The 25,864-nt window shown below is 73.8% G+C and carries 21 protein-coding genes and 1 riboswitch; of the genes, 14 read left to right on the top strand and 7 right to left on the bottom strand.

The features are described from left to right. Window positions 1-202: 202 nt before the first annotated feature. Complete coding sequence (locus tag ACYVDO_RS14105; RefSeq protein WP_460936948.1) at window positions 203-694, bottom strand: SufE family protein; 492 nt, start codon at window positions 692-694, stop codon at window positions 203-205. Beyond that, window positions 691-1,599, bottom strand: coding sequence for a sulfurtransferase (locus ACYVDO_RS14100; protein WP_460936946.1), 909 nt, complete (start codon window positions 1,597-1,599; stop codon window positions 691-693). Before ACYVDO_RS14100 ends, ACYVDO_RS14105 begins: the two co-directional genes overlap by 4 nt. A gap of 93 nt (window positions 1,600-1,692) precedes the next feature. Between ACYVDO_RS14100 and ACYVDO_RS14095 the strand changes: the two genes are divergently transcribed. The 6 genes from ACYVDO_RS14095 to ACYVDO_RS14070 all read left to right on the top strand — a co-directional run bounded on the left by ACYVDO_RS14095 (window position 1,693) and on the right by ACYVDO_RS14070 (window position 8,113). Then, complete coding sequence (locus ACYVDO_RS14095) at window positions 1,693-2,409, top strand: EcsC family protein (protein WP_460936944.1); 717 nt, start codon at window positions 1,693-1,695, stop codon at window positions 2,407-2,409. Window positions 2,410-2,650: 241 nt separating this feature from the next. Further along, window positions 2,651-3,052, top strand: coding sequence for a YkvA family protein (locus ACYVDO_RS14090; protein WP_460936942.1), 402 nt, complete (start codon window positions 2,651-2,653; stop codon window positions 3,050-3,052). Between the two features lie 180 nt (window positions 3,053-3,232). Beyond that, a complete protein-coding gene (locus ACYVDO_RS14085) occupies window positions 3,233-4,366 on the top strand; it encodes a DUF4192 domain-containing protein (protein WP_460936940.1) in 1,134 nt (377 codons plus the stop codon). 94 nt (window positions 4,367-4,460) lie between these two features. Continuing rightward, window positions 4,461-4,570: riboswitch (SAM riboswitch) on the top strand. A 15-nt stretch (window positions 4,571-4,585) separates the two neighbouring features. After that, complete coding sequence (gene metX / locus ACYVDO_RS14080) at window positions 4,586-5,722, top strand: homoserine O-acetyltransferase MetX (RefSeq protein ID WP_460936939.1); 1,137 nt, start codon at window positions 4,586-4,588, stop codon at window positions 5,720-5,722. A 93-nt stretch (window positions 5,723-5,815) separates the two neighbouring features. Then, window positions 5,816-6,217 (top strand): universal stress protein, encoded by a 402-nt coding sequence (locus ACYVDO_RS14075; RefSeq protein WP_460936937.1) that lies wholly within the window; start codon window positions 5,816-5,818, stop codon window positions 6,215-6,217. A 210-nt stretch (window positions 6,218-6,427) separates the two neighbouring features. Continuing rightward, window positions 6,428-8,113, top strand: coding sequence for an RNA polymerase sigma factor (locus ACYVDO_RS14070; RefSeq protein ID WP_460936935.1), 1,686 nt, complete (start codon window positions 6,428-6,430; stop codon window positions 8,111-8,113). Between the two features lie 176 nt (window positions 8,114-8,289). Here ACYVDO_RS14070 and ACYVDO_RS14065 read toward each other — a convergent pair whose 3' ends face one another. The 5 genes from ACYVDO_RS14065 to ACYVDO_RS14045 all read right to left on the bottom strand — a co-directional run bounded on the left by ACYVDO_RS14065 (window position 8,290) and on the right by ACYVDO_RS14045 (window position 15,294). Then, entirely contained in the window at window positions 8,290-10,041 is a 1,752-nt protein-coding gene (locus ACYVDO_RS14065; protein ID WP_460936933.1) for a DUF5671 domain-containing protein, read from the bottom strand. Then, a complete protein-coding gene (locus ACYVDO_RS14060) occupies window positions 10,038-10,484 on the bottom strand; it encodes a hypothetical protein (RefSeq protein ID WP_460936931.1) in 447 nt (148 codons plus the stop codon). The genes ACYVDO_RS14065 and ACYVDO_RS14060 overlap by 4 nt, the downstream gene beginning before the upstream one ends. Window positions 10,485-10,667: 183 nt before the next feature. Continuing rightward, window positions 10,668-13,052 carry a transglutaminase family protein gene (locus ACYVDO_RS14055; RefSeq protein WP_460936928.1) on the bottom strand — a complete coding sequence of 795 codons (2,385 nt, stop codon included), beginning with the start codon at window positions 13,050-13,052 and terminating at the stop codon, window positions 10,668-10,670. Then, window positions 13,049-14,308 (bottom strand): DUF58 domain-containing protein, encoded by a 1,260-nt coding sequence (locus tag ACYVDO_RS14050; RefSeq protein WP_460936926.1) that lies wholly within the window; start codon window positions 14,306-14,308, stop codon window positions 13,049-13,051. The genes ACYVDO_RS14055 and ACYVDO_RS14050 overlap by 4 nt, the downstream gene beginning before the upstream one ends. A gap of 8 nt (window positions 14,309-14,316) precedes the next feature. Continuing rightward, a complete protein-coding gene (locus ACYVDO_RS14045) occupies window positions 14,317-15,294 on the bottom strand; it encodes an AAA family ATPase (RefSeq protein WP_460937229.1) in 978 nt (325 codons plus the stop codon). Between the two features lie 455 nt (window positions 15,295-15,749). Here ACYVDO_RS14045 and mraZ point away from each other — a divergent pair, with 455 nt between their 5' ends. The 8 genes from mraZ (at window position 15,750) to murD (ending at window position 25,862) form a co-directional block, all read left to right on the top strand. Then, window positions 15,750-16,181 (top strand): division/cell wall cluster transcriptional repressor MraZ, encoded by a 432-nt coding sequence (mraZ, locus tag ACYVDO_RS14040; protein ID WP_460936924.1) that lies wholly within the window; start codon window positions 15,750-15,752, stop codon window positions 16,179-16,181. Between the two features lie 218 nt (window positions 16,182-16,399). Further along, window positions 16,400-17,392 carry a 16S rRNA (cytosine(1402)-N(4))-methyltransferase RsmH gene (gene rsmH / locus ACYVDO_RS14035; protein WP_460936922.1) on the top strand — a complete coding sequence of 331 codons (993 nt, stop codon included), beginning with the start codon at window positions 16,400-16,402 and terminating at the stop codon, window positions 17,390-17,392. Continuing rightward, entirely contained in the window at window positions 17,389-18,108 is a 720-nt protein-coding gene (locus ACYVDO_RS14030; protein WP_460936920.1) for a hypothetical protein, read from the top strand. The genes rsmH and ACYVDO_RS14030 overlap by 4 nt, the downstream gene beginning before the upstream one ends. A gap of 363 nt (window positions 18,109-18,471) precedes the next feature. After that, window positions 18,472-20,259, top strand: a complete 1,788-nt coding sequence (locus ACYVDO_RS14025; RefSeq protein WP_460936918.1) for a peptidoglycan D,D-transpeptidase FtsI family protein — start codon at window positions 18,472-18,474, stop codon at window positions 20,257-20,259. 17 nt (window positions 20,260-20,276) lie between these two features. Further along, window positions 20,277-21,839, top strand: coding sequence for a UDP-N-acetylmuramoyl-L-alanyl-D-glutamate--2,6-diaminopimelate ligase (locus ACYVDO_RS14020; protein ID WP_460936915.1), 1,563 nt, complete (start codon window positions 20,277-20,279; stop codon window positions 21,837-21,839). Beyond that, window positions 21,836-23,287, top strand: coding sequence for a UDP-N-acetylmuramoyl-tripeptide--D-alanyl-D-alanine ligase (locus tag ACYVDO_RS14015; RefSeq protein WP_460936913.1), 1,452 nt, complete (start codon window positions 21,836-21,838; stop codon window positions 23,285-23,287). Before ACYVDO_RS14020 ends, ACYVDO_RS14015 begins: the two co-directional genes overlap by 4 nt. Beyond that, window positions 23,284-24,366, top strand: a complete 1,083-nt coding sequence (gene mraY / locus ACYVDO_RS14010; protein ID WP_460936911.1) for a phospho-N-acetylmuramoyl-pentapeptide-transferase — start codon at window positions 23,284-23,286, stop codon at window positions 24,364-24,366. The genes ACYVDO_RS14015 and mraY overlap by 4 nt, the downstream gene beginning before the upstream one ends. Next, window positions 24,363-25,862: a UDP-N-acetylmuramoyl-L-alanine--D-glutamate ligase gene (murD, locus tag ACYVDO_RS14005; protein ID WP_460936908.1), complete on the top strand. Its 1,500-nt coding sequence runs from the start codon at window positions 24,363-24,365 to the stop codon at window positions 25,860-25,862. Before mraY ends, murD begins: the two co-directional genes overlap by 4 nt. Window positions 25,863-25,864 lie beyond the last annotated feature (2 nt).

Raw genomic sequence — 25,864 nt, 5'->3', positions numbered from 1 at the left:
GGCGCAACCGCTGACGCGCGCGGGCTGACCGCCGGCCGCAACGACCACGAGGCCGCGGTCCCCACCGGGGACCGCGGCCTCGTGCCGTTCCTCCGACGACCTCGACGACCTCGACGGTGTCGACGACCTCGACGGTGTCGACGACTCGACGACTCGATGACCTCGAAGCCCTCGATGATCTCGACGTCCTCGAGAGCCGTTGCTACGCCTGGGACTTCAGGGCCACCTGGCGCTTGATCCGGCTGAGCATCCCCACCATGCCGCGCAGCCGCAGCGGCGACACGGCCTCGCCGAGGTGGAAGCGGTACGGCGCGTCCTCCGGCACGGCGAGCACCTCCGCGACGCTCAGGCCGTCGAGACCCTCGTGCAGGATCCCCGCGAAGCCGCGCGTCGTCGGTGCCTCGGGTGGGGCGGAGAAGAAGAGGTGCACCGGCTGCTCGGCCGCGGGCACCGCGTCGTCCGAGCCCCCGCCGCCCGAGCCCTCGTCGCCCACCTCGACGACGAGGAACAGCGGCGACTGGCACTCGTGCACCTGCTCCAGCTCGCCCAGCCGCCCGGCATACCGCTCCGGCAGGTCGGGCAGGCCCTCGCTGAACTCCAGCAGGAGCTCCAGGCGCTGCGGCGCGGCGAGGTCCGCGAAGTCGTCCGCGATCTCCTGCAGCGCGGCGGGGAGGGCAGCGGCCTGCTCGGTCACTTGGGGGCGCCCTGCTCGACCGGTACGCGCACCGAGTTGCCCCACTCGGTCCACGAGCCGTCGTAGTTGCGCACGTCGTCGAACCCGAGCAGGTGCGTCAGGACGAACCACGTGTGCGACGAGCGCTCGCCGATGCGGCAGTAGGCGACCGTCGGCTCGTGCGGGTCCAGGCCCTGCTCCTGCAGGTAGATCGCCTCGAGCTCCTCGCGCGACCGGAACGTGCCGTCCTCGTTGGCCGCCCGGGCCCACGGCACCGACCTCGCCCCGGGGATGTGGCCCCCGCGCATGGCACCCTCCTGCGGGTAGTCGGGCATGTGCAGCAGCTCGCCGGAGTACTCGCCGGGGGAGCGGACGTCGACCAGCGGCTTGCCGAGGTGCGCGAGGACGTCCTCCTTGAAGGCCCGGATCGGCGCGTCGTGCCGCTCCACGACGGGGTATGCCGCGTCGCCGGTGCGGGGGGCGACCTGCGGAACGTCCCGGGTCAGCTCCCGCCCCTCGGCGATCCACTTGGCGCGGCCGCCGTCGAGCAGCCGCACGTCCTCGTGCCCGAACAGGCTCATCACCCACAACGCGTAGGCGGCCCACCAGTTGTTCTTGTCGCCGTAGATGACGACGGTCGTGTCGCGCCCGATGCCGCGCTGCGACATGACCCGTGCGAACTGCTCGGGGTCGACGTAGTCGCGGACCACCCCGTCGTTGAGGTCCTGGTGCCAGTCGAGCTTGAGGGCGCCGGGGATGTGGCCGGTGTCGTAGAGCAGCACGTCCTCGTCGGACTCCAGCAGCGCGACGGCATCGTCGGCACCGGTGCCGACCCGGCCGGCCGCGACCTGCTCGGCGAGCCAGTCGGTGCTGACGAGGCGCTCGGGATGGGCGTACTGCTCGTGGGAGGGGGAGGTCGCAGTCATGGCTCCAAGGCTAGACCGGTGTCCTCCGCCCTCTCGTGGCAGGATGCCGGACACAGAGGACACCGGTGCAACTCGACCCGAAGGGGTGCTGACGTGGCTTTTCTCGGACGGGGCAGGGACGACGAGGAGGCGCCGCCGCAGTCGGCGCTGGAGCTGGCCGCCCATCCCGACGGCGACCCCGGGCGGCTGTCCTCGACCGTCACCGGGCTGATCGAGAACCTGCTCGACACCGGCATCGACGGCAAGGGCCGGTTCGACTCCGCGCAGAAGGTCGCCGACATCAAGCGGGCCGAGCAGCCGACCTCCGAGGGGGCCGTCGACGCGGTCGTCCGCCAGCACCTCAAGCTCGGGGCCGCAGGCGGCTTCGTGACGGGCCTCGGCGGGTTCATCACCATGCCGGTGGCGCTGCCGGTCAACGTGCTGGAGTTCTACCTCGTCGCCACCCGGATGGTGGCCGCGGTCGCCTCGCTGCGCGGGTACGACATCAAGCGGCCCGAGATCCGCTCGGCGGTGCTGCTCACCCTCGTGGGGGCCGACGCGGAGGACCTGCTGAAGAAGGCCGGGGTGCTGAGCACCGGTCGGCTGTCCAACCTCGCGGCCCAGCGCCTGCCCGGCCCTGCGCTCATGGTCGTCAACAAGGCCGTCGGCTTCCGGCTGCTGACCATCGCGGGCAAGAAGTCGCTGACCCGGCTCGGCAAGGGCGTGCCCATGGTCGGTGGCGTGCTCGGGGCCGGCCTGGACACCTACCTGCTGACCCGGATCGCCGCCCAGGCGAGGCACGAGTTCCCGCCGCGCAACACCTCGCACTGAACCCTGCCCCAACCGCGCCGCACGGCACCGCGCCGAGCGAGCAGCACCGCACCCAGCGAGCGGCACTACACCACGCCGCACCACGCACCGAGGTTCCCGCCGGCGTCCGTGGCGAGGGCTGCACCGGTGCCCGCGCCGGCGTACGGTCGAGGAAGCGAGGGGAACCGCGGGCCGGAATCCCGCGTCCGACCCGTTCGTTGACCCGTGTCCGGGACGCCCGTCCCGGGACCAAGGAGGACCGATGGCCACCACGACCCGACTTTCCGCCTTCCGCTCGATCTTCAGCGCGATCCGCATCGCCAGCCGTCCCGGGTCGGCGAGCATGGGGGAGCGGCTCGCGAGCCTGCCGCGACTGGTGCGGGCCACCTTCCGCGGCGAGTACGCCGGCACCTCCCGGGGCCGCCTGCTCGCCATGCTGGGAGCCGTCCTCTACGTCGTGTCACCGGTCGACCTCGTCCCCGAGGCGCTGCTGTCGGTCGTGGGCCTGGCCGACGACGCGGTGGTCCTCTCCTGGATCGCCGCGGCCGTCGTGAACGAGACGGAGGCCTTCCTCAGCTGGGAGCGCACGCAGCCCGGGCGGAGCCGGACCACCGGTCCGGCCGCCGCTGCCCGGGAGACCGTCGACTCGCACGTGGTGCGCTGACCGCCCGGATCCTCGCCGTCCGCTGCCGGCTGGGAGGGGTTGTTCCCCGTCCACAGACGCGGCCCTGACCTGCGCGCGTCCACGGTTCCCTCGTCCACAGGCGCGGCCCTGACCCGCGCGCGTCCACAGGCGGCGTGCCGTCCCCTGTCCCCGGTGCTCCGGGGTGACGAGGGTCGGGGCATGAACCCGATCCGGCTCCAGAGCCCGTCCGACGTCGTGGCGGTGCTGCCCTACCAGCTCGGCTACCACCCGCAGGACGCGGTCGTCGTGGTGACGCTCCGCGGGCGGGCCGTCGGGCTCGTCGAGCGCATCGACCTCCCCCCGCCGGAGCACGTCGGCGAGGCCGCCGACGCGCTCGTCGCCCCCCTGCTCGGTGATCCGCCCGACGCGGTCGTCCTCGTGGGCTACGAGTCCTCGGCGGGCGCCGCGATGCCGCTGCTCGACCGGTTGCGCACGGGGTGCCGGCTGGCCGGGGTCGACGTCCTCGACCGTGTCGTCGTCCGCGACGGCAGGTGGTACTCCCCGGACTGCGACCAGGGCTGCTGCCCGCCGCAGGGGCGCCCGGTCGACGACACGTCGGCGGCGCCCGGGGTGGCCGAGCTCGTCGCGATGGGGGTCTCACCCCTGGCCTCCCGGGCCGCGGTGGCCGACGTCGTGGCAGCGGACCCCTGCGTCGCGCCGGCGGTGGGCCGGGTCCTGGCTCGCCGAAGCGGTCCCGGGCCCGGGCGTGGGTCGACCGCGGGTGCACCGGCGCGCGGTCGCGGGGGCGACGAGCAGCGCCGTGCCTGGCTCGTCCAGTGGGCCGCCGCCCTCGATGTGGGCCCCGACGCCCCGGCCGTCGAGACGACCGGCCCGGACGAGGTCGCCCAGCTCGTGCTCAGCCTCGCCGACGTCGAGCTGCGCGACGGCCTCATCGCGCGCTGGTGCCCCGACACGCTGCCGCTCGACGCGCTCGGACCCGTCCTCGCCGACCAGCTGCGGACCGTGCTGCCGGAGCCCCCGTGGGCGCGGCCGGGCGCCGACGGCCCCGCGCCGGACGCGGGTCGGCGCGCCCTGGCCCGGCTCGAGTGGCTGGCCCGCGCCACCCCCGACGAGCACGCCCCGCCGGTGCTGACCGTGCTGGCCAGCCTCGCCTGGTGGCTGGGTGACGGCGCGGTGGCGCGGGAGGCGTTGGAGCGGGCGCTGGACGCCAGGCCGGACTACCGGCTGGCGCTGCTGCTCGAGCGGATGGTCGACCTCGGTGTCCGCTACCGGCGGGACGACCCGTCCCCGACGGAGGCGCCGCCGTCCGCGGGTCTGGGCCGCCCCGCCTGACCCGCCCGGCTGACCCGCCCGAATGACCCGACCGGGGTGTCCCACGTCCCGGACGGGGGGTGACCCGGGCGGCGCGGCTCGTATCATGGGGACAGGTCATGAGTTCCAGCGCGAAGCCCCGGCTCGCTGGGCGGCAACCCTCCTCGCGGTGGGGTGCCCCGGGTGATGACCCGGCCCGCCTGACCGGCTGGGCAAGCGCGAGCACCGCAGGAGCCCTCGATGACCACCACGTCCCGACGTCCGACGACCTCCGCCGCCTGGCGTGAGGGGGACCACCCCGGGGACCGCCGCTTCGTCCGGCTCGGGGCTGTCGAGCTCGAGCGCGGCGGGGTCGTCCCGGACGTCACCCTGGCCTACGAGACCTGGGGTCGGCTCAACGCCGCCGGGGACAACGCCGTGCTGGTCGAGCACGCCCTCACGGGCGACAGCCACGTCGTCGGACCCGCCGGGCCCGGTCACCCGACCCCCGGCTGGTGGGACGGACTGATCGGGCCCGGGCGTCCCATCGACACGGACCACTGGTTCGTCGTGGCAGCCAACGTCCTGGGTGGCTGCCAGGGCAGCACCGGGCCGGCGTCGGAGGCCCCCGACGGCCGCCCCTGGGGCAGCCGGTTCCCGTTCGTCACCATCCGGGACCAGGTGCGCACCGAGGCCCTCCTCGCCGACGAGCTCGGCATCGCCACGTGGCGGCTGGTGCTGGGCGGCTCCATGGGGGGTATGCGCGTGCTCGAGTGGGCCGTCACGCACCCCGACCGCGTCGCGGCCGCCGCGGTCCTGGCCAGCACCGCCTACGCCACGGCCGAGCAGATCGGCTGGTGCCAGCCCCAGCTGCTCGCGATCCGGTCCGACCCTGCCTTCCACGGCGGGGACTACTACGACCGGGAGGCCGGGCCCGACACCGGTCTGGGGATCGCCCGCCGCATCGCCCACGTCACCTACCGCAGCGAGCTGGAGCTGCACGAGCGGTTCGGGCGGGTGCCGCAGGGCGAGGAGGACCCCCTCGGCGGCCGCGGCCGGTATGCCGTGGAGTCCTACCTCGACCACCACGCCGGCAAGCTGGCCGGCCGGTTCGACGCCAACTCCTACCTCGTCCTGACAGAGGCGATGAGCTCGCACGACGTGGGTCGCGGGCGGGGAGGGGTGCAGGCGGCGCTGGCCGCGGTCACCGCCGACCTGACGGTGGTGGCGGTCGACAGCGACCGGCTGTACCCGCCCCGGCTGTCGCGGGAGGTGGCCGAGGCCGTGCCCGGCGCGCGGCTCGCCACCGTGCGCTCCGACTACGGCCACGACGGCTTCCTCATCGAGGTGGACCAGGTCGGCGGGATCATCGAGGGCATCCTCGGCGGGACCGCCTGACAGGTCCCTGCGGGTAGGCCCTGCCTGGCCGGTCCTCTTCCGGTAGCGTCGGCACGGCGGCCGACGCCGCGGTCGACGAACGAGGAGGTTCCTGTGGCCATCGTGGTGGGTTACGTCCCGACGAGGGAAGGACGAGCGGCTCTGCGCCGGGCAGCGGACGAGTCGCTGCTGCGCAAGTCCAAGCTCATCGTCATCAACTCCCAGCGCGGTGGCCGGGACTACGACTCCGACGAGGCGCAGCGGTTCGAGGCGGAGCTGAGCCGGATCCAGGGCGAGCTGGACCAGGAGGGCCTGGAGCACGAGGTCCGCCAGCTGGTGCGCGGCAACGAGCCCGCGGAGGACCTCATCGCGGTCGCCGAGGAGGAGCACGCCGACTTCATCGTCATCGGGCTGCGGCGGCGGACCCCCGTGGGCAAGCTCATCCTGGGCTCCAACGCCCAGCGCATCCTGCTGGACGCCTCGTGTCCCGTGCTGGCGGTCAAGGCCCAGGCCTGACGCACCCGCGGCGCCTCGCGCGCAGGGGATTTTGCGTACCGATGCGGGTTTGTGGGGCTTCTCGTTTTACAATGTCACCATCGAGGTCCGCCAGAGCGCCCCGCTCCCGGCAACCGAGCAATACTTCCGCCCCCGCAGTTGTTGTCACAGGCATCCCCCGTGCCCGTGATGGCGCGCGCCGTGCCGCGAGTCCGCGACGAAAGGTAGTCCGTGTCGCCTGTGTCCAAGAAGGCTGCGAGCCCCGCACCATCCCTTCCCCCGGAGTTCGCTCTCCCCGCGCTGCAGAAGCTGCTGCAGCAGGGTCGCACGCACGGGTCGGTGAACTCCGAGCAGCTTCGTGAGGCCCTCGAGGGCGCCGAGATCGCGCCGAAGCGGATGAAGGTCGTGCTGCGCTCGCTCGACGAGCAGGGCATCCACGTCACCCTCGACGCCGCCACCGCCTCGCGTGCGGTCGCCGCCACGAACACCAGGACCCGCGCCACGGCCTCGGCGAAGAAGACCACCGCCAAGAAGGCCACCACGGCCAAGGACGGGGCGGACAAGGACGCTCCTCCGGCGAAGAAGACCGCCGCGAAGTCGGCCGCCAAGTCGACTGCGGCGAAGTCCGCAGCGGCCGCCGACGAGGGCGCCGCCACGACGGCCAAGACCGCGGCGAAGGCGGCGAAGGCGACCACCACCAAGAAGGCTGCCGCGGCAGCTGCCGGCGCGGCCACCGCACCCGCCAAGGGCGCGGCCAAGCCGGGGGCGAAGTCCGGGGCCAAGGCCGCTGCCAAGGGTGCGGCCGCCGAGGGCGCCGAGGGCGACGGCGTCCCCGAGGAGGAGCTCGAGGACGAGGAGCCCACCGAGGTCGTCGAGGCCGAGCTCGAGGACGTGGAGGTCGAGGAGGTCGACGCCGAGGAGAAGTCCGAGGAGGAGGAGAAGACCGGCTTCGTCCTGCGCGACGACGACGAGGAGGACGCGCCCGTCCAGCAGGTCGTCACCGCTGGCGCCACCGCCGACCCGGTCAAGGACTACCTCAAGCAGATCGGCAAGGTCGCCCTGCTCAACGCCGAGCAGGAGGTCGAGCTCGCCAAGCGGATCGAGGCCGGCCTGTTCGCCGAGGAGAAGCTGAACTCCGGCGACAAGATCGACATGAAGCTCAAGCGCGAGCTGTGGTGGATCGCCCAGGACGGCAAGAAGGCCAAGAACCACCTGCTCGAGGCCAACCTGCGCCTGGTGGTCTCCCTGGCCAAGCGCTACACCGGTCGCGGCATGCTCTTCCTCGACCTGATCCAGGAGGGCAACCTCGGCCTGATCCGTGCGGTCGAGAAGTTCGACTACACCAAGGGCTACAAGTTCTCGACCTACGCGACGTGGTGGATCCGCCAGGCCATCACCCGCGCCATGGCCGACCAGGCGCGCACCATCCGCATCCCGGTGCACATGGTCGAGGTCATCAACAAGCTCGCCCGCGTGCAGCGCCAGATGCTGCAGGACCTCGGACGCGAGCCCACCCCGGAGGAGCTCGCCAAGGAGCTCGACATGACCCCCGAGAAGGTCGTCGAGGTCCAGAAGTACGGTCGCGAGCCCATCTCGCTGCACACCCCGCTCGGCGAGGACGGCGACTCCGAGTTCGGTGACCTCATCGAGGACTCCGAGGCGGTCGTCCCGGCCGATGCCGTCAGCTTCACCCTGCTGCAGGAGCAGCTGCACTCGGTGCTCGACACCCTCTCCGAGCGCGAGGCGGGTGTGGTCTCGATGCGGTTCGGCCTCACCGACGGCCAGCCCAAGACGCTCGACGAGATCGGCAAGGTCTACGGCGTCACGCGTGAGCGGATCCGCCAGATCGAGTCCAAGACGATGAGCAAGCTGCGCCACCCGAGCCGCAGCCAGGTCCTGCGCGACTACCTGGACTGACGACGACGCGGGGAGGACCCGACCGAGCGCCAGCGAGGGAGGCCCGGACCCGCGAGGAGTCGGTCCCGGCGACCTGGACTGAGCCGCCAGCACGCTTCGACGACGAGGGCCCGTGGACGACGTCCACGGGCCTTCGTCGTGTCCCGCGCCGAGAGGTCGCTCGCGGTGGAGGGACGTCACTCGCGGTGGAGGGGGATGGTGCGCAGCCGTTCGCCCTCGCTGAGCACGAGCACCTCGTCCTCGGACGTCTCGCCGATCGCGGCGAGCACCGCCTCCGCCGTGAGCGGGGGAGCAGCGACCGGGCCCCCCGCCGGCTCTGCAGCAACGCGGACGACGGCGCCGTGGCCGTTGAGGGCCGGGGTCCAGGCCTGCACCCGGCCGCCCGTGCTGCGGGCCAGGGTCCTGGCGAGGTCGGGGTCGTGCGGCCCCACGACCAGCACGTACCTCGGGCCGTGCCGCCGAGCCGGGGCGGCGGTACGGTCGGCCCGGTACACCGTCCAGTGGTAGGCCGCCACGGCGGCCGCCGCGAGCAGGATGCCGATGGCGAACCGGGCGCTGCGCACCGTGGCGGCGCCGAGGGTGTCGTCGAAGGCGGCCTGGAAGAACTGGTACACGGCGACCAGCAGCGAGACGACGGCCGCGACGCTGCCGGCGCCCAGCAGGCCGAACAGGTACGCGCGCCGGGTCGGCGACTCGACCTCGGCGCCGGGATCGGCATGGGCCTCCGCCTGGGCCGGCCGCCAGTAGAACACCCACACCGGCGTGCCGACGACCAGCAGGGTCGCGGCTGCCAGCACGGTGTTCACGGTGCTCGGGCCGGTCAGCACGGTGCTGTTCGTCGCACCCTCGAGGGCGGCGATGACGGCGGTGGCCACACCGGCGGCCGCCGTGAGCAGCCCGGCACCGGCGAGGAGGTACTCGTACACCCGGCGGGCCTCAGACCGCTGGGCGTGCTCCTCCTGCTCGAGCACCGCGTGGTGGTACCACCACACCAGCCCGCCGGCCACCACGAGGCCTGCCGCGGCCGGGGCCCCGGCGAAGTGGTTCGCGGCATCCGTCGTCGTGGGTCGCCCGACGACCCACACCAGCACGTCGTAGAGCACGGTGCTGGCTGCCACGATCGCCACGACGAAGCCCGCGCCGACACCCGCGAGGAGGGCGTAGGCGACCCACCACGGCCCCCGCGGCTCGCGCGACGCCGTCCGCACCCAGTACTGCAGCCACACCGCCGCGCCCACGGCGAGCGTCACCCCGCCGCGCAGGGCCGGGTGGCCGCCGGTGGTGAGCAGGTCGGCCGGCATGGAGAACAGCGAGCGCAGCCCGGTGGCGACCAGCACACCGAGCCCGGAGGCGGCGGTCCACAGGCCCATCCCGGAGCCGGTCAGGTGGTGCAGCGTGCGGTGCTCCCGGGGCACGGACCGGCCCTCGAGCCACCAGAGACCGCCCCAGGTCGCGCCCCAGACGAGCACGGACGCGAGGGCGGCGCCGTCGTAGGCCCGCACCCCGACGGCCCAGCGCAGGACGTCCTCGAGCGACGACATGGTGACGCCCAGCGCGGTCAGCGAGGCGAGGGTGACGAACGCGGCCCAGGCGAGCGACCGGCCCTCCTCGGGCTGCTGGCGCAGCAGGCGGCGCGTCGCCAGCGCCAGGACGACCAGGAGGGGCAGCCCCACGAGGGTGAACGTCAGGCTGAGGGCCAGGGCGGTCTCGTCGGCGCGCGCCAGGGTGCCCCGTTCGAGCACGTGGCCCAGCAGCCCGGAGACGCCGATGGCTCCGACGACGAGGAGCCCCAGGAGCAGGAGGTACTGGAAGAAGCGCCGGACCACGTGCACGTCCGCCGGCCCGGCCCCGGCGCGGCCCGCCAGCCGCCGCGAGGCCAGCACCACGCCGACCACGATGAGGACGAGCAGGAGCAGGGCGGAGATCATTTCGAGCCTCCTGTGCAGTCGTAGAGCGGCCAGGGGATCCCCTCGAGCAGCCACTGCCCGTCGGTCCGCGCGAGGTGGTAGACGTGCTCCTCGGACTCACCGACCGCGAACGGGCCCTCGGAGTCCGAGCGGTCCACGGCCACCTGCACCTGCGCGGTGCTCGAGCCCACGGTGGCGTGCACCAGGTTCACCCGGGTCGAGTCGGCCACCATGACGCCGGTGAGGTCCTCGCGGTCGCAGGTGCTGGAGGGGGCGAGGTACCCGGCCGCCGTCTCGGTGTCGCCGTCCAGGACCGCCGTGAGGTACGACTGGACCGTCGCCTCGGGCGTGCCGGCACCGTAGTGGGAGCTGCCCCGGGTGGTGGACCACACGGCGGCAGCGGCCGCGAGGGCGACGAGTGCGCCCACCACGACCACGAGGACGCGGTTGGGGCTCCTGCTCATGCCCCCATGCTCGGGGCGTGCCGGCGCAGGTGGCAGAGGCTTCGGTCCGGGATCGGTCAGGGCGCCCCGGCCCTACGCCGCCCCGGTCCCGGACCGGTCAGGACGCCACGGCCCTTCGGCGCGCCGGTGCTGGACCGGTCAGGCGAGCGAGCCGGCCCACCCGTCCCGGAACAGCCCGTGCGGTCAGCCGCGCCGGCTGGCCCGCCAGTCCTGGAACCGGTCGTACGGCCGGCGCACCAGCGTGGCCAGCTGCTCCCGGCGCTCGCGCCACTCCACGAGCCCCTCGGTCGGCCACCACGTGGCGCGCAGGCGGTCCCGCCGCCGGCGCACGCCCGACACGGCCTTCACGACGGCGGTGCTGTCGTGGCGGATGTCGGTGAGCACCGTCGAGCCGGGGCGGGCGTAGCGCGACTTCTCCACGCCGTCGACCACCCGGCGCAGGGCCGTCGACTGCTCGCCCTCGAGGTAGGCCTCGCGCTGGTAGAAGGCGCCGGCCTGGCGCGGGGTGCTGCCCCTCGGCGCGATGACCCCGAGGTCGCCGATGCGCTCGACCATCGAGCGCCACTCGACCTCGACGCGGGCCGCCTCGTCGGCGGCGCGGCGCAGCTGGCGTCGCCGCCGCGCCCGGGCCGCCAGCGGCACCGCGAGGGAGCCGAGCACGCCGGCGAGGATGCCGAGCAGGACCCAGAGGGTGATCAGGGCCCGGCGACCTTCGAACCAGCCCGTCAGCCCGGAGCCGGTGGACGTGGTCCGCGTCGGGTCGAGCGCGCCGGGGTCGTTGCGGCCGTCCGGCCGGGTGCTCGTGGCGGTGGGGGCGCTGGTGGCCGTGCTCGACCCGGTCGGGGCGGTGCTGCCGGGCGACGTCGACTCGAGCGAGTACGGGGGCGCCACGGTGCTCTGCGTGCCCGACGGGGTGGGCTCGAACCGCAGCCACCCGACGCCCTCGAAGAACAGCTCGGGCCACGCATGGGCCTCGGCGCCGGTCACGGTGTAGCTGCCCCGGGTCGCGGTGCCGGGCAGGTAGCCGATGGCCATGCGGGCGGGGATGCCGGCCTCGCGCGACATCATCACCATGGCCGTCGCGAACTGGACGCAGTACCCGACCTTCGCCCGCAGGAACAGGGTGATGGCGTCGGGCCGCTCGAGCTGGCCGAAGTCGTTGCGCACGGTGTCCGGCACCTGCAGCGAGTAGCGGAAGCCACCGTCGGTCCGCAGGTACTTCTGGATCGCCTGGGCCGCCTCGATCCGGGTGGCGCCCCGCGGGACGACCTCCCGGACGGCCTTCTCGACGGCGGGCTGGGCGGCCGGGTCGACCTGCAGGTCCGGGGGGAGCAGGCCCCCGGTCGGCTGCCGGACCGGCTGGGCGAGCGACTCCGGAGTGGGGTTGAGCGCGAGGTAGGTGAAGCTGTACGAGCGCGCCGCCCGGTCCACCGACACGACCGAGGTGTTGGCGTCGACGCCCCAGGGGACGCGGCCGAGGTCGCCGGACACCACCGGGGTGGGGGCCGCGATCTGCGGCGCCTCGATCCTCGACTCGTCGACCGAGACCCGGTAGGTCTCGCGGGGGACGCCAGGGGAGAGGTCTGCCGGCGGGCTGACCGTGGTGCGGCGGGCGTACCGCACGTCGGGCGGGTCCGGTTGCCAGGTGTCGTCCCGGTAGCTCTGCAACACGCCGATCCGCAGCGGGCTGAGCAGGCGCGCGTTCGTCGTGTAGGTGAACACCGGCGCCTTGGACGGGTTCTGCAGGCTGCGCGTGAGGTCCAGGGTCGTCTTCAACCCCACCTGGCCGTCGCTGAAGCCGGTGGCCTGCTGGGAGCGGCCGAGGCCGTCGATGAGGTAGCGCGTCGGCAGGTGGGGGATGGCCACCGGCAGGACCACGGCGATCGCCAGGCCGGCGACCGCGAGCGAGCGGCCCGCCGCGGCGTACCCGAAGGACCCGTCCCGGTCGTCGTCACGGCGGCGCCCGGACGCGCCCAGCGGCACCGTCGTGCTCCACCGCCGCAGCGAGGCGATGCCCTGCCGGCCGAGCAGCACCAGCCAGACGGCGCCCGCGGCGACGAAGTACATGGGGTTGAGGGCGTCCCCGGAGTTCGAGGCGCTGATGAGGAAGGTCGTGAGCAGCGGCAGGCCGGCCAGGGCGGGGGAGCGGCGCATCACGGCCAGGTGGTCCACGACGATCGCCGCGGCGCCGATCGCCAGCCCGATGCCGAGGGTCACCCCGCGGTTGGTGGGAGCCGGCGCGGCGTAGTTCTGGATCGTCTCGCGGGCGTCGACGAGCAGCCGGTTGAACGCGAGCACCATGTCGGGCGTGGGGAGGCCGTACCAGAGGTGACCCCGCCCGTAGAGCCATCCGGCGGCCAGCACCACCCCGACGAGCTGGGTCAGGGCGACCGCCGGCCAGGAGCCGGTGAGGTGGCGCGCCACGATACCCGCGACGACGACGACCAGCACCATGCCCAGGGTGGGTCGCATCCACGTGCTCGGGGTGAACAGGGTCGTGAGCGGCCACGCCACGACGGCCGAGGCCAGACCGGCCAGGACCGAGTCGGCGACGCGTCCGCGGTTCATGCGACCACCCGGGACCCGGTGCCGGAGAGGGCCGCCCACACGGTGGCGAGGTCGTCGCCCGCGCCCACGACGGCCACGCCCCAGCCGGCACCCTGGAGGATGGGCACGCAGGGCAGCTCGCCGGTGCCCTGCTGCCGGCGCCGCCGGGTGGCGGCGAAGCCGTCGGGGTCGAGCACGAGGGCCAGGGCGGTGCCGCCGGGCTGGCGCAGCGACGCGACCTGCCGGGCGAGCTCCTCGTCGAGGTCGGTCACGACGGCCAGCACGAGGCCACCCGAGGCGGTCACGGGGTGCGCCGCCTGGAGCACGTCGGCGAACAGGTCGTCGCGCCCGGTCTGGGCGACGGCCAGGACGTCCAGGAGCGGGTCGACCTCCAGGGCGCTCGCCGCCCGGCTGTCCTCGGCCGTCTCGTCGCACACGAGGTGCACGGCATACCCCTGCTCGAGCAGGTGGACCCCGACCGAGGCGCAGGCGGTCACGGCCCACTCGAAGGAGCTCGAGCTGCCGCTGCCGTGGTGCCCGCGCGCCCGCGAGTCGAGCACGATGGCCGCCCGGCGCCGGGCGGGGCGGTCCTCCTGGCGGACCATGAGGTCACCGGTCTTGGCCGTGGCCGGCCAGTGGATGCGGCGCAGGTCGTCGCCGTCACGGTAGGCGCGGATCGACACGTCGTCCTCGCCGTGCAGGGCCACCATGTGCGGGATGGCTCCTTCGGCGCCGACGCCGCTGCCCGCGGGGCGTCCCCCGCCGAGCGGCAGGATCCTCGGCAGCACGAGCACGTCGCTCGACCCTGAGATCGCGGCCACCCTCGTGCTCAGCCCGAACGGGTCGCGCAGCCGCACCCCGAGTGGTCCGAGCCGGTGCCGTCCCCGCACGTGCGAGCGCACCGTGTAGTGCACCTCCTGCCGGTCGCCGCGACGCATCCGCGGCACGACGAACCGGGGGCGGTCGCCGAGGGCGTAGTCGAGCTGCTCCTCGGCCATGAGCAGGGGGCTGGTCGCCGCGCCGGCGTTCTCGATGGCGAGGGTGACCAGGGCCTTCTCGTCGACCTGCACCCGGCCGGGGACCGCCGTGCGCTCGAGCGAGAAGCGCAGGTCGTGCCGGCGCATGAGGGCGCCGCTGAGCAGCGGCAGCGCCACGAGCAGGACCCCGATGCGGGTGAGGTCGGTGAAGCCCAGCCCGATCCCGCACAGCACGAGGGTCAGGCCCGCCGCGACGAACGCCCGTCCGCGCGTGGTGAGGAGGTCGCGAAGCCTGCGCACGGGCTGCCTCAGCGGCCGGCGGCGGGCACGGGCACGCGGCGCAGGAGGTCCTGCAGGACCTCGCCGGTGCTGCGCCGGGCGAGCTGGGTCTCGCCGGTGGGGATGACGCGGTGGGCCAGGACCGGCAGGACGATCGCCTGGACGTCGTCGGGCAGGACGTGGTCGCGGCCCTCGAGCGCGGCGTGGGCCCGGGACGCGCGGAGCATGTGCAGCGTGGCGCGGGGCGAGGCGCCGAGGCGCAGCGCCGTGCTGGAGCGCGTGGCGGCGGAGACGTCGACGACGTACTGCTTGATCGCGTCGCTGGTGAAGACCGAGCGGACCGCCTTGACCATGGCGGTCACGGTGGCGGCATCGGTGACGGGGGAGAGGGTCTCCAGCGGGGAGACCTGGCCGTGGGTGTCGAGCATCGCCACCTCGGCGCGGGCGGAGGGGTAGCCGAGGGAGATGCGGGCCATGAACCGGTCGCGCTGGGCCTCGGGCAGCGGGTAGGTGCCCTCCATCTCGATCGGGTTCTGGGTCGCCATGACGATGAACGGCTTGGGCAGGTCGTAGGTCTGGCCGTCGACGGTGACCTGGCCCTCCTCCATCGACTCCAGCAGCGCGGACTGGGTCTTCGGCGAGGCGCGGTTGATCTCGTCGCCGACCACGACGTTGGCGAAGATCGCGCCGGGGCGGAACTCGAAGTCGCGCACGTCCTGGTTGAACACGCTCACGCCGGTGATGTCGCTCGGCAGCAGGTCGGGCGTGAACTGGACCCGGCGCACCGAGCAGTCGATCGAGCGGGCCAGGGTCTTGGCGAGCATCGTCTTGCCGACGCCCGGCACGTCCTCGAGCAGCAGGTGGCCCTCGGCGAGCAGCACCGTGATGGCGGTGTGGACGACGTCGGGCTTGCCCTCGATGACCGAGTTCATGGCCCGGGCGAGCCGCGAGGCCACCTCGCTGACCTGCCCGAGGGAGGCGGGGGAGCCGGCAGGCAGCGAGAGGATCTCGGTCCCGGGGGCCGGGGTGACGGTCCTGGGGGTGGGGACGCCCGTCCTGTCCACGCTGGTCTGCTCGTCTCCGCTGGTCGGCACCGGGGGTCCCCCTTCGTCGGTCCCGGCGGTCGCCACGGTGCGCCCCCGGGTGTCGCTCGATCTTCCCCCACAACCCCCCACGAAAAACAGCGGGTATGCCGTCTCGTGACCTCTCCGGGGCTCGGTCCGCCGTGGGGGCGGCACCCGCGGCGGCGGCGCGAGCTGCCCGAGGTGACGCGAACCGCTTGGGGAGCCGTCGTCGAGGCCAAGGCTCCCCACTTTCCTCCACGCGGCCTGACCTGCGGAAATGGCCGAACGGATGAGGCCTCAGGGCGGGATTTGCTGACCTAGGGGATGATGGTGGAGTAAAGTGGGGGATGTGAGAGGGCCGTGGGGCCCTCCTCGGGTCGAGATGGGGTGGTGGCGCCGTGTTCCTCGGTACCCACACGCCCCGCCTCGACGACAAGGGCCGGCTCTTCCTGCCCGCCAAGTTCCGCGACCGCATGGCCGACGGGCTGGTGGTCACGCGCGGACAGGAGCGCTGCCTCTACGTCTTCCCGATGGAGGAGTTCCTGCGGGTCACGCAGCAGATGCAGGCCGCCCCGACGACCAGCAAGGCGGTCCGCGACTTCACCCGTGTCTTCCTGTCCGGTGCGAGCGACGAGGTGCCGGACAAGCAGGGGCGGGTGACCATCCCGGCCACCCTGCGTGCGTATGCCGGGCTCACCCGCGAGTGCACCGTCATCGGCGCCGGCAGCCGCGTGGAGGTCTGGGACACCGACGCTTGGAACGCCTACCTCGAGAGCACCGAGCAGGGCTTCGCCGACCAGTCCGAGGAGGTGATCCCCGGGCTGCTCTGACCGACCGGGCCACGCGCCCTGGAGCCAGGTCTCCAGCCGCTCCGCCTCCCGGGACGACTTCCCCCGTCCCGGGCTGCACCCCCCTTGGAGCGGATGGGGACCTGACCTCAGGGACACCGGCCCAGCAGCACCCAGCACCACCCGCAGCACCCAGCACCACCCAGCACCACCCGAGCAGGCACCACCCCGCACGGCACCACCCAGCAGCAGGAGACGTCATGAGCGCACGAGGAGCGGCCGCGGACCGGCACGTTCCCGTCCTGCGCGACCGCGTCGTCGACCTGCTCGCCCCCGCGCTGGCCGAGCCCGGCGCCGTCTACGTCGACGGCACCCTGGGCATGGGTGGCCACGCCCAGGCGATCCTCGAGCGCTGCCCGCAGGCCCGGGTCGTCGGGATCGACCGCGACACCGAGGCGCTCGAGCTCGCGGCCGAGCGGCTCGCGCCGTACGCCGACCGCACCACGTTCGTGCACGCCGTCTACGACGAGGTCGACACCGCGCTGCGCGACCTCGGCATCACCGCGGCGGACGCGATGCTCTTCGACCTCGGGGTTTCCTCGCTCCAGCTCGACGAGGCGGACCGCGGCTTCGCCTACGCCCAGGACGCGCCGCTCGACATGCGGATGGACCAGGGCACCGGCATCACGGCGGCGGACGTCCTCAACACCTACGACGCCGCCGACCTCGAGCGGGTGCTCCGCGAGTACGGCGAGGAGCGCTTCGCCCGCAAGATCGCGGCCGCGGTCGTGCGCGAGCGGGAGCTCGAGCCGTTCGACCGCTCGGGCCGGCTCGTCGACCTGCTCAAGAAGGTCGTGCCGGCCGCCTCGCAGAAGAGCGGTGGGCACCCGGGCAAGCGCACCTTCCAGGCCCTGCGGATCGAGGTCAACGCCGAGCTGTCGGTCTGGGCGCGCGCCCTGCCGCGGGCGATCGGCGTCCTCGCGGTCGGCGGCCGGGTCGCTGTCCTGTCGTACCACTCGCTCGAGGACCGCATCACCAAACGGGTCCTCGCCGAGGGCGCGCGCAGCAGCGCTCCCGCGGGCCTGCCGGTCGAGCTCCCGGAGCACGCGGCATACCTGCGCCTGCTCACCCGTGGCGCCGAGGAGGCGTCCGCCCAGGAGCAGGCCGCCAACCCCCGGTCCGCCTCGGTCCGCCTCCGCGCGGCCGAGCGCACCCGTCCTACCCCCGCACCGACGAAGGGAACCCACCGATGAGCCAGCAGACTGCGACGGCGAGGGTCGCATCTCGGGCACCGGCGCGACGGGCGGCGGCGCCGCAACCGCTGCGCCTGGTGCCCGCCGCGGTCGGGCACCCGGGCAACGGGCTCTTCGCGGCGTTCTGCATGCTGCTGCTCGTCGGCGGCCTCGTCGCGCTGCTCATGCTCAACACGGCCATGGCCGAGGGGTCCTTCACCCTGCACCGCCTGCAGCAGACCTCGGGCGAGCTCACCGACACCCAGCAGGCCCTCACCCAGGCCATCGACGCCCAGCGCAGCCCGGCCAACCTCGCCTCCCGGGCCGGGAGGCTCGGCATGGTGCCGTCGGACTCCGCCGCGTTCCTGCGACTGTCCGACGGCCGGGTGCTCGGCGTGGCGAAGGCCGCCACCAAGGGCAGCGGATTTACCGTGGTGACGGCACCCCAGGTCTCGCCGTCCGCGGTCGGTCCGTCGAAGCCCGCGGCGCCGCGGACACCGAGGACGACGACGAAGGTCAAGGGGGACGTGACGACCACGACGACGGTGGTGACCAAGGCGGACGGGTCCGTCGTCACGACCGTCACCAGCGTCAACGCCCGCACCCGGGCCACGACGAGCTCGACCACGACCACGCCCCCGACGAAGCCGTCCGGCACGAAGCCCGCGAACACCAAGCCTGCGACCACCAAGCCCGGGACCACGAAGCCGGCGACGGCCACGACCCCGTCCCACTGACGCAGGCGCACCGCGCAGCCCGACCCGTCCCAGCTTGACCAACACAGCCCGACCGAGCACAGCCCGACCACCACAGCCGGACCCACCCCGACCGAGGACACGAGGTAGCCAGTGACGCAGTCCCGAGGCACGCGCCCCGGACCTCCGCGCCAGCGCCCCGCGCCCTCGTCCGGGTCCCGCCCGGCGACCCAGCACCCCAAGGCGGCGGCCGGCCGGCCGCGCGGCCCCCAGGACCGCGGCCAGCGACCGGCACGCTCACCCGGCACGGGGCGCCGCGGCGCGGGCCCGTTGGGACGGGGCACCCCGCCGCGCCGCCCCGCTGCCAAGCCGGTGCACCTCGGCGGGGGCAACCCCCGTCGCCGGATGCGCACCATGACCGTCGCCGTGCTGTTCGTGTTCAGCATCTTCGGGGCGCAGCTGCTGCGCCTGCAGGGCTTCGACGCGGCCGGTGTCTCCCAGACCGCCGAGTCCAAGCGGATGGGCACGATCGTCTACCCCGCGATGCGCGGCTCCATCGTGGACCGCAACGGCACCGTCCTGGCCTCCAGCATCGAGAGGCGCACGGTGACCGTCGACCAGACGGCCGTGCCCGAGTACACCCGCACCGTCGACGGCGTCCGCACCAAGGTCGGCGTGGCGGGGGCGGCGCAGGACCTGTCACCCCTGCTGGGCATCGCCGTGCCCGACCTGACGAGGATGCTGACCGGTGAGGCGAGGTACCGCGTCCTGCAGAAGAACGTCACGCCGCTGAACTGGCGCAAGATCTCCGAGCTCGGCGTCAACGGCATCTACTCCGAGCCGACCAGTGAGCGCAGCTACCCCACCTCGACGGCGGCGGCCTCGCTCGTCGGCTTCGTCCGCGCCGACGGCACCGCAGGTGGCGGTCTCGAGGTGCTCATGGACAAGGAGCTCAAGGGCAAGGCCGGCAAGACCATCTTCGAGCAGAGCCAGGACGGCCGGCCCATCCCGAACGCACGGCAGGAGACGATTCCCGCCGTGCCGGGCAGGGATGTCCGGCTGACGATCGACTCCGACCTGCAGTGGTACGCCCAGAACGCGGTGGCGCAGAAGGTCCGTGAGACCAAGGCGCTGTCGGGCACGGTCGTGGTGGAGAACGCCAGGACGGGGGAGCTGCTCGCGGTGGCGTCGTACCCCACGTTCGACCCCAACCAGCCCGGGCAGTCCAGCGGCAACTGGACCAACAAGGCGTGGAGCGAGGTGTACGAGCCGGGCTCCACCGGCAAGGTCATGGCCGCCGCTGCTGCTCTGCAGGAGGGTGTGGTGACGCCCTCGACCGTGGTGGAGGTCCCCAACCGCCTGCCGCGCGCCGGCACCCAGTTCAAGGACAGCCACGACCACCCGACGGAGTACCTCACCTTCGCCGGGGTGCTGGCGCAGTCGAGCAACATCGGCACCATCCTGGCGACCGAGCGGGTCGGGGCCGCCAAGACGTACGGCTACTTCCGCAAGTTCGGCCTCGGCGCCACGTCGGGCATGGACTTCCCCGGCGAGGGGCCTGGCCTGCTCACGAACTACAAGGACTGGAGCGGCTCGCAGCGCTACACCGTCCTGTTCGGGCAGGGCCTGGCCGTTAACGCCCTCCAGGCGGCGGGCGTGTTCCAGACGATCGCCAACGACGGCGTCCGGATCCCGCCGCGCATCGTCGCGGGTGTGGGCGACGGCCACGGGGGGTTCACCCCGTCGGCCCGGCCCGACCCGGTCACCGTCGTCTCGCCCGAGGTCGCCAAGCAGGTGCGCGACATGCTCGAGGGCGTCGTCGGCAAGGAGGGCACCGCGCCCGAGGCCAAGATCGACGGCTACCGCGTGGCGGGCAAGACCGGCACCGCCGACCGGTACGACCCGCGCACCGGCGGCTACTCGGGCAAGACCGCGAGCTTCATCGGCTTCGCCCCCGCCGACGACCCGCAGCTCGTGGTGGCGGTCACGCTCCAGCGCCCGATCAAGGGGTACTTCGGCGGCGCGGTCGCCGGCCCCGTCTTCCACGACGTCATGACCTACGCGCTGCAGGAGCTGAAGATCCCGCCGACCGGCACGAAGTCGCCGGTCGCGGTCATCCGGCCCAAGGACACGCCGTCGCCGAGCGACCCCACCGTCATCCGCGACCGCGGGTCCTCCGGCTCGGGTCGCTGACGGTAGGCTCGCTCTCCGTGCCTTTCCCCCGCCCGGCGTCCCCCGACACGACCCGGCTCTCGACGCTGGCGGCCCTCGCCGGCGGTGAGCTGGTGGGCTCGGACCCCCTCGTCTCGGGCGTGACCCTGGACTCCCGCGACGTCGCCGCCGGTGACCTCTACGCCGCCCTCCCGGGCGCCACCGCCCACGGTGCCTCGTATGCCGCGGGGGCGGCCGGGCTGGGCGCCGTCGCCGTCCTCACGGACGCGGCGGGAGCGGCGATCCTCGACGACGCCGGGATGGGGGCGCAGGCGCTGCCCCGGCTGCTCGTCGAGTCACCCCGGTCCGTCGTCGGTGCGCTGGCCTCGCGGGTGTTCGGCACGCAGGACCTGTCCCTGACCACGTACGGCATCACGGGGACCAACGGCAAGACCACCACGGCCTACCTCGTCAGCTCCGCCCTGCGGGCGCTCGGCCGCCGCACCGGTCTGATCGGCACGGTCGAGACGCGGATCGGGGACGAGCGGGTGCAGTCGGTGCGCACCACGCCCGAGGCGCCGGTCCTGCACGCCCTGCTGGCCCTGATGGCCGAGCGGGAGGTGGACGACTGCGTCATGGAGGTGTCGAGCCACGCGCTCAGCCAGCACCGCGTGGACGGCGTCGTCTACGACCTCGCGCTGTTCACGAACCTGTCCCAGGACCACCTGGACTTCCACCCGACCATGCGCGACTACTTCCTTGCCAAGGCCTCGCTCTTCACCCCCGAGCGCGCCCGGCGCGGGCTGGTCTGCGTCGACGACGAGTGGGGCCGCGAGCTCGCCGCCGTCGCCGGCATACCGCTCACCACGATCACCTCCGTCGCCGGCGTCGACGCCGACTGGCGGCTCACGGTCGACCCGCACGACGCGGCGCGGTTCGAGCTCGGCGACGGCCGGAGCACGCTGCGCCTGCGCTCGGCGCTGCCCGGGGACTTCAACCGCGTGAACACGGCGATGGCGGCGCTGGCGCTGGTGCTGACCGGCACCCCGGCTGCCGAGGCCGAGACGGCGATGGCGCAGGACCCGCACGTGCCCGGACGCATGGAGCCGGTCGACCCCACCGACGGGCCGCGGGCCGGCGACGCCGGGCTGCCCCTCGTGGTCGTGGACTACGCGCACACGCCGGATGCCGTGGCGGCGGCGCTGGCCGCGCTGCGCCCCTCAGCGCGCGGCGCGTTGGTCGTCGTCCTGGGCGCCGGCGGGGACCGCGACCGTGGCAAGCGAGACGCGATGGGGCGCGCAGCCGCAGAGGGCGCCGACGTCGTCTTCGTCACCGACGACAACCCCCGCTCGGAGGACCCGGCCGAGATCCGCCACGCCGTCCTCGCAGGGGCGCGCGACGCGGGCACCCCGGCGCAGCTGCACGACGTCGAGGGGCGGGCCGAGGCGATCCGCAGGGCCGTGCACGCGGCGCACGAGGCCGGCCCCGGCAGCGTCGTCGCGGTCGTCGGCAAGGGACACGAGACCGGACAGGAGGTCGCAGGGACCGTGCACCCCTTCGACGACAGGGACGTGGCGCGCGCCGCGCTCGACGAGCTGCTCGCCACCGGGGGACGGGCATGATCCCGATGACCCTCGCCGAGGTCGCCGAGGCGACCGGCGGCCGGCTCCACGGGGTCGACGACGCCGCGGCCGCGGCGCTGGTCGTCGACGGGCCGGTCGTCACCGACTCCCGCGAGGCGGGGCCCGGGGGGCTGTACGTCGCCCGGATCGGCGAGCACGCCGACGGCCACGCCTTCGTGCCTGCAGCCCGCGAGCTCGGCGCCGTCGCGGCGATGACCACCAGGCCGGTCGAGGAGCTGCCCTGCGTGGTCGTCGACGACATCCAGGACGGCCTCGCCGCGCTGGCGCGGGCCGTCGTCGACCGGCACCCCGACCTCACCGTCATCGGCATCACCGGGTCCTCGGGCAAGACCTCGACCAAGGACCTGCTGGCCCACGTGCTCTCGCAGGCAGCGCCGACCGTGGCGCCCGTGGGGTCGCTCAACTCCGAGGTCGGCGTGCCCCTGACCGTCTTCCGCGTCACGCCGGACACGCGGTACCTCGTGGTGGAGATGGGCGCCCGCGGCACCGGCCACATCCGGTACCTCACGACGATGGCGCCCCCGCGCATCGGCCTCGAGCTCAACGTCGGCTCGGCCCACGTCGGCGAGTTCGGCTCCCGAGAGGCGATCGCGGTGGCCAAGGCCGAGCTCGTCGAGGCGCTCGCCGCCGACGGTGTCGCCGTCCTCAACGCCGACGACGCGGTGGTGCGGGCGATGGCGGCGAGCACGACCGCCGAGGTGGTGCTCGTGGGCACGGCCCCCGACGCGGTCGTCCGCGCCGACGAGGTGACGCTCGACGCGCAGGGCCGGCCGTCGTTCCGCGTCACCACCCCCGAGGGGGTCGCCCGGGTGAGCCTGCAGCTGCACGGCGAGCACCACGTGGCCAACGCCCTGTCGGTGGTCGGCGCCGCCCGCGCCTGTGGCCTCGACCTCGAGTCGACGGTGAGGGCCCTGGCCACCGCCACACCCGCCTCCCGGTGGCGGATGGAGGTCACCGAGCGCGCCGACGGCGTCACGGTCGTCAACGACGCCTACAACGCGAACCCCGAGTCGATGCGGGCCGCCCTCAAGGCGCTCGTGGCCATGGGCCGCGCGGAGGACGGCAGCCCCCGGCGCACCTGGGCGGTGCTCGGCTCGATGCTCGAGCTGGGGGAGGAGTCGACCGCCGAGCACGACGCCATCGGCCGGCTCGCGGTGCGCCTCAACATCGGCCGCCTCGTCGTCGTCGGTGAGACCGCCCGGCCGATGGCGACCGGCGCCCAGCACGAGGGGTCGTGGGGCGACGAGGCCGTGTGGGTGCCCGACGCCGACGCCGCCTACGATCTGCTTTCCGAGACACTCGCCCCGGGAGACGTCGTGTTGTTCAAGTCCAGCCGCGACGCCGGGCTACGGTGGCTCGGGGACAAGGTGGCCGGCGACGCCGGACCCCATGCGGTGGCCGGCGGCACTGAGGAGGACGCGACGTGAAAGCCGTGCTGGCGGCGGCCGTCATCTCCCTCGTCGGCGCCCTGCTCGGGACGCCCATGTTCATCAAGTTCCTCGTCCGCCAGGGCTACGGCCAGTTCATCCGCGACGACGGCCCCACCTCGCACCACACCAAGCGCGGCACGCCCACCATGGGGGGCGCCGTCATCATCGGCTCCAGCCTGGCGGCCTACGGCCTCGCCCACCTCATCACCGCCACGCCGCTCACCTGGAGCGGCGTCCTCGTGCTCTTCCTCATGGCCGGGCTCGGGCTCGTCGGCTTCCTCGACGACTACATCAAGATCTCCAAGCAGCGCAGCCTCGGCCTGCGCTCGGGGGAGAAGCTCGCCGGGCAGACGCTCGTGGCCGTCGTCTTCGCCGTGCTCGCGCTGCAGTTCCCGAACAGCCACTGGCGCACCCCCGCCTCGACCTACGTCTCCTTCGTCCGGGACACGCCGTTCAACCTGGCGTTTGCGGGACCGCTCATCGGGCTGGTCCTGTTCGTCGTCTGGGCCAACCTCATGATCGCCGGCACCTCCAACGGCGTGAACCTCACCGACGGCCTCGACGGCCTCGCCACCGGCGCCTCGGTCATGGTGTTCGCCGCCTACGTCCTCATCGGCATCTGGCAGGGCAACCAGAACTGCCAGCTCACGCCGGGGCTCAAGTGCTACGAGGTGCGCGACTCCCGCGACCTCGCGGTGGTGGCCGCCGCCTGCATGGGGGCCTGCTTCGGGTTCCTCTGGTGGAACGCCTCGCCGGCCAAGATCTTCATGGGCGACACCGGGTCGCTGGCCCTCGGCGGCGCGCTCGCCGGGCTCGCGATCACCACCCGCACCGAGCTGCTCATCATCATCCTGGGCGGCCTGTTCGTGGCAATCACGCTGTCGGTCATCATCCAGGTCGGCTCGTTCAAGCTCACCGGCAAACGCGTGTTCCGGATGGCGCCGCTGCAGCACCACTTCGAGCTGCTGGGCTGGAACGAGGTCACCATCGTCATCCGGTTCTGGATCATCGCCGGGCTGTTCGTCGCGCTCGGGCTCGGCCTGTTCTACGCCGAGTGGGTGGTGGGCGCGCAGTGAGCGGGGCACCGGTCGGGGGTCGCCTCGACGGACTCACGGACGCGTCCGCCGACTGGAGCGGGCTGCGCGTCCTCGTCGCCGGGCTCGGGGTCAGCGGCTTCGCCGCGGCCGACGCCCTGCACGAGCGCGGCGCCGTCGTCGTCGTCGTCGACGGGGGCGACCCGGTGGCCAACCCGGGGCTGGGGGAGCGCGCCCGCATCCTCGACATCCTGGGCGTCGACGTGCGCCTGGGCCCGGAGCACGTGGCGGGTATGCCGGCGGGCTGGCCCGCCGACCTCGTCGTCACCTCACCGGGGTGGCGACCCGGCCAGCCGCTGCTCGTCGAGGCGGCCGCCCACGGCATACCGGTGTGGGGTGAGGTCGAGCTCGCCTGGCGCATGCGCCAGGCCGTGGGCCCGGCCCCGTGGCTGACCGTCACCGGCACCAACGGCAAGACCACGACGGTCGAGATGCTCGCCTCGATGCTGCGCGCGGCAGGCCTGCGGGCCACCGCCGCCGGCAACGTGGGCACCCCGATCCTCGAGGCGGTCCTGCACCCCGAGCCCTACGACGTCATCGCCGTCGAGCTCTCGAGCTTCCAGCTGCACTGGTCCGACTCGCTGGTCCCGCACGCCTCCGCCTGCCTCAACCTCGCCCCCGACCACCTCGACTGGCACGGCTCGATGGAGGCCTACCGGCTGGCCAAGGGCAAGGTCTACGCCAACACCAAGGTGGCCTGCGTCTACAACGTGCAGGACCCGGCGACCGAGCAGCTGGTCATGGACGCCGAGGTGCAGGAGGGCTGCCGGGCGATCGGCTTCACCCTCGGCACGCCCGGCCTGTCGATGGTGGGGCTGGTCGACGAGGTCCTCGCCGACCGGGCCTTCGTCGAGGAGCGCCGCACCTCCGCGGCCGAGCTCGCGACGCTGGCCGACGTGCAGGGGTCCTCGGCGGTGCTGGCACCGCACAACGTCGCCAACGCCCTGGCCGCGGCCGCGCTGGCCCGCGCCTACGGTGTGCCCCCCGTCGCCGTCCGTGACGGGCTGCGGGCCTTCCGCCCCGAGCCGCACCGCATCGCATCGGTGGGTGAGGTCGACGGCGTGCGGTACGTCGACGACTCCAAGGCCACCAACCCGCACGCCGCCGCTGCGTCCCTGCACGCCTTCGAGAAGGTCGTCTGGGTCGCCGGCGGCCTGCTCAAGGGCGCCGACGTCGAGGACCTGGTCCGCGACGCCGCCGGCCGGTTGCGAGGGGTGGTGCTGATCGGGGCCGACCGTGCGCAGATCGCGCAGGCCCTGGCCCGACACGCGCCCGATGTCCCCGTGGTCGACGTCCCGACGACGGACACTGGGGCCATGGACGTCGTCGTGGCGCGCGCCGCCGAGCTGGCCCAGCCGGGCGACGTCGTCCTGCTCGCGCCCGCCGCGGCGTCGATGGACATGTTCCCCAACTACGGCGCGCGGGGCGATGCCTTCGCAGCGGCGGTCGCCCGTCGTGCCGGTACCGCAGGAGAGTAGGC

The sequence above is a fragment of the Phycicoccus ginsengisoli genome (genome assembly GCF_054779295.1).
This window is presented reverse-complemented; position numbering and strand designations above follow the sequence as displayed.

Excerpts from the sequence above, each read along its gene's own strand:
- ACYVDO_RS14100 (WP_460936946.1), bottom strand. The coding sequence starts at position 1,599 with ATGACTGCGACCTCCCCCTCCCACGAGCAGTACGCCCATCCCGAGCGC.
- ACYVDO_RS14065 (WP_460936933.1), bottom strand. The coding sequence starts at position 10,041 with ATGATCTCCGCCCTGCTCCTGCTCGTCCTCATCGTGGTCGGCGTGGTG.
- ACYVDO_RS14025 (WP_460936918.1), top strand. The coding sequence starts at position 18,472 with ATGCGCACCATGACCGTCGCCGTGCTGTTCGTGTTCAGCATCTTCGGG.
- ACYVDO_RS14060 (WP_460936931.1), bottom strand. The coding sequence starts at position 10,484 with ATGAGCAGGAGCCCCAACCGCGTCCTCGTGGTCGTGGTGGGCGCACTC.
- ACYVDO_RS14015 (WP_460936913.1), top strand. The coding sequence starts at position 21,836 with ATGATCCCGATGACCCTCGCCGAGGTCGCCGAGGCGACCGGCGGCCGG.
- rsmH (WP_460936922.1), top strand. The coding sequence starts at position 16,400 with ATGAGCGCACGAGGAGCGGCCGCGGACCGGCACGTTCCCGTCCTGCGC.
- ACYVDO_RS14090 (WP_460936942.1), top strand. The coding sequence starts at position 2,651 with ATGGCCACCACGACCCGACTTTCCGCCTTCCGCTCGATCTTCAGCGCG.
- metX (WP_460936939.1), top strand. The coding sequence starts at position 4,586 with ATGACCACCACGTCCCGACGTCCGACGACCTCCGCCGCCTGGCGTGAG.
- ACYVDO_RS14085 (WP_460936940.1), top strand. The coding sequence starts at position 3,233 with ATGAACCCGATCCGGCTCCAGAGCCCGTCCGACGTCGTGGCGGTGCTG.
- ACYVDO_RS14030 (WP_460936920.1), top strand. The coding sequence starts at position 17,389 with ATGAGCCAGCAGACTGCGACGGCGAGGGTCGCATCTCGGGCACCGGCG.
- ACYVDO_RS14055 (WP_460936928.1), bottom strand. The coding sequence starts at position 13,052 with ATGAACCGCGGACGCGTCGCCGACTCGGTCCTGGCCGGTCTGGCCTCG.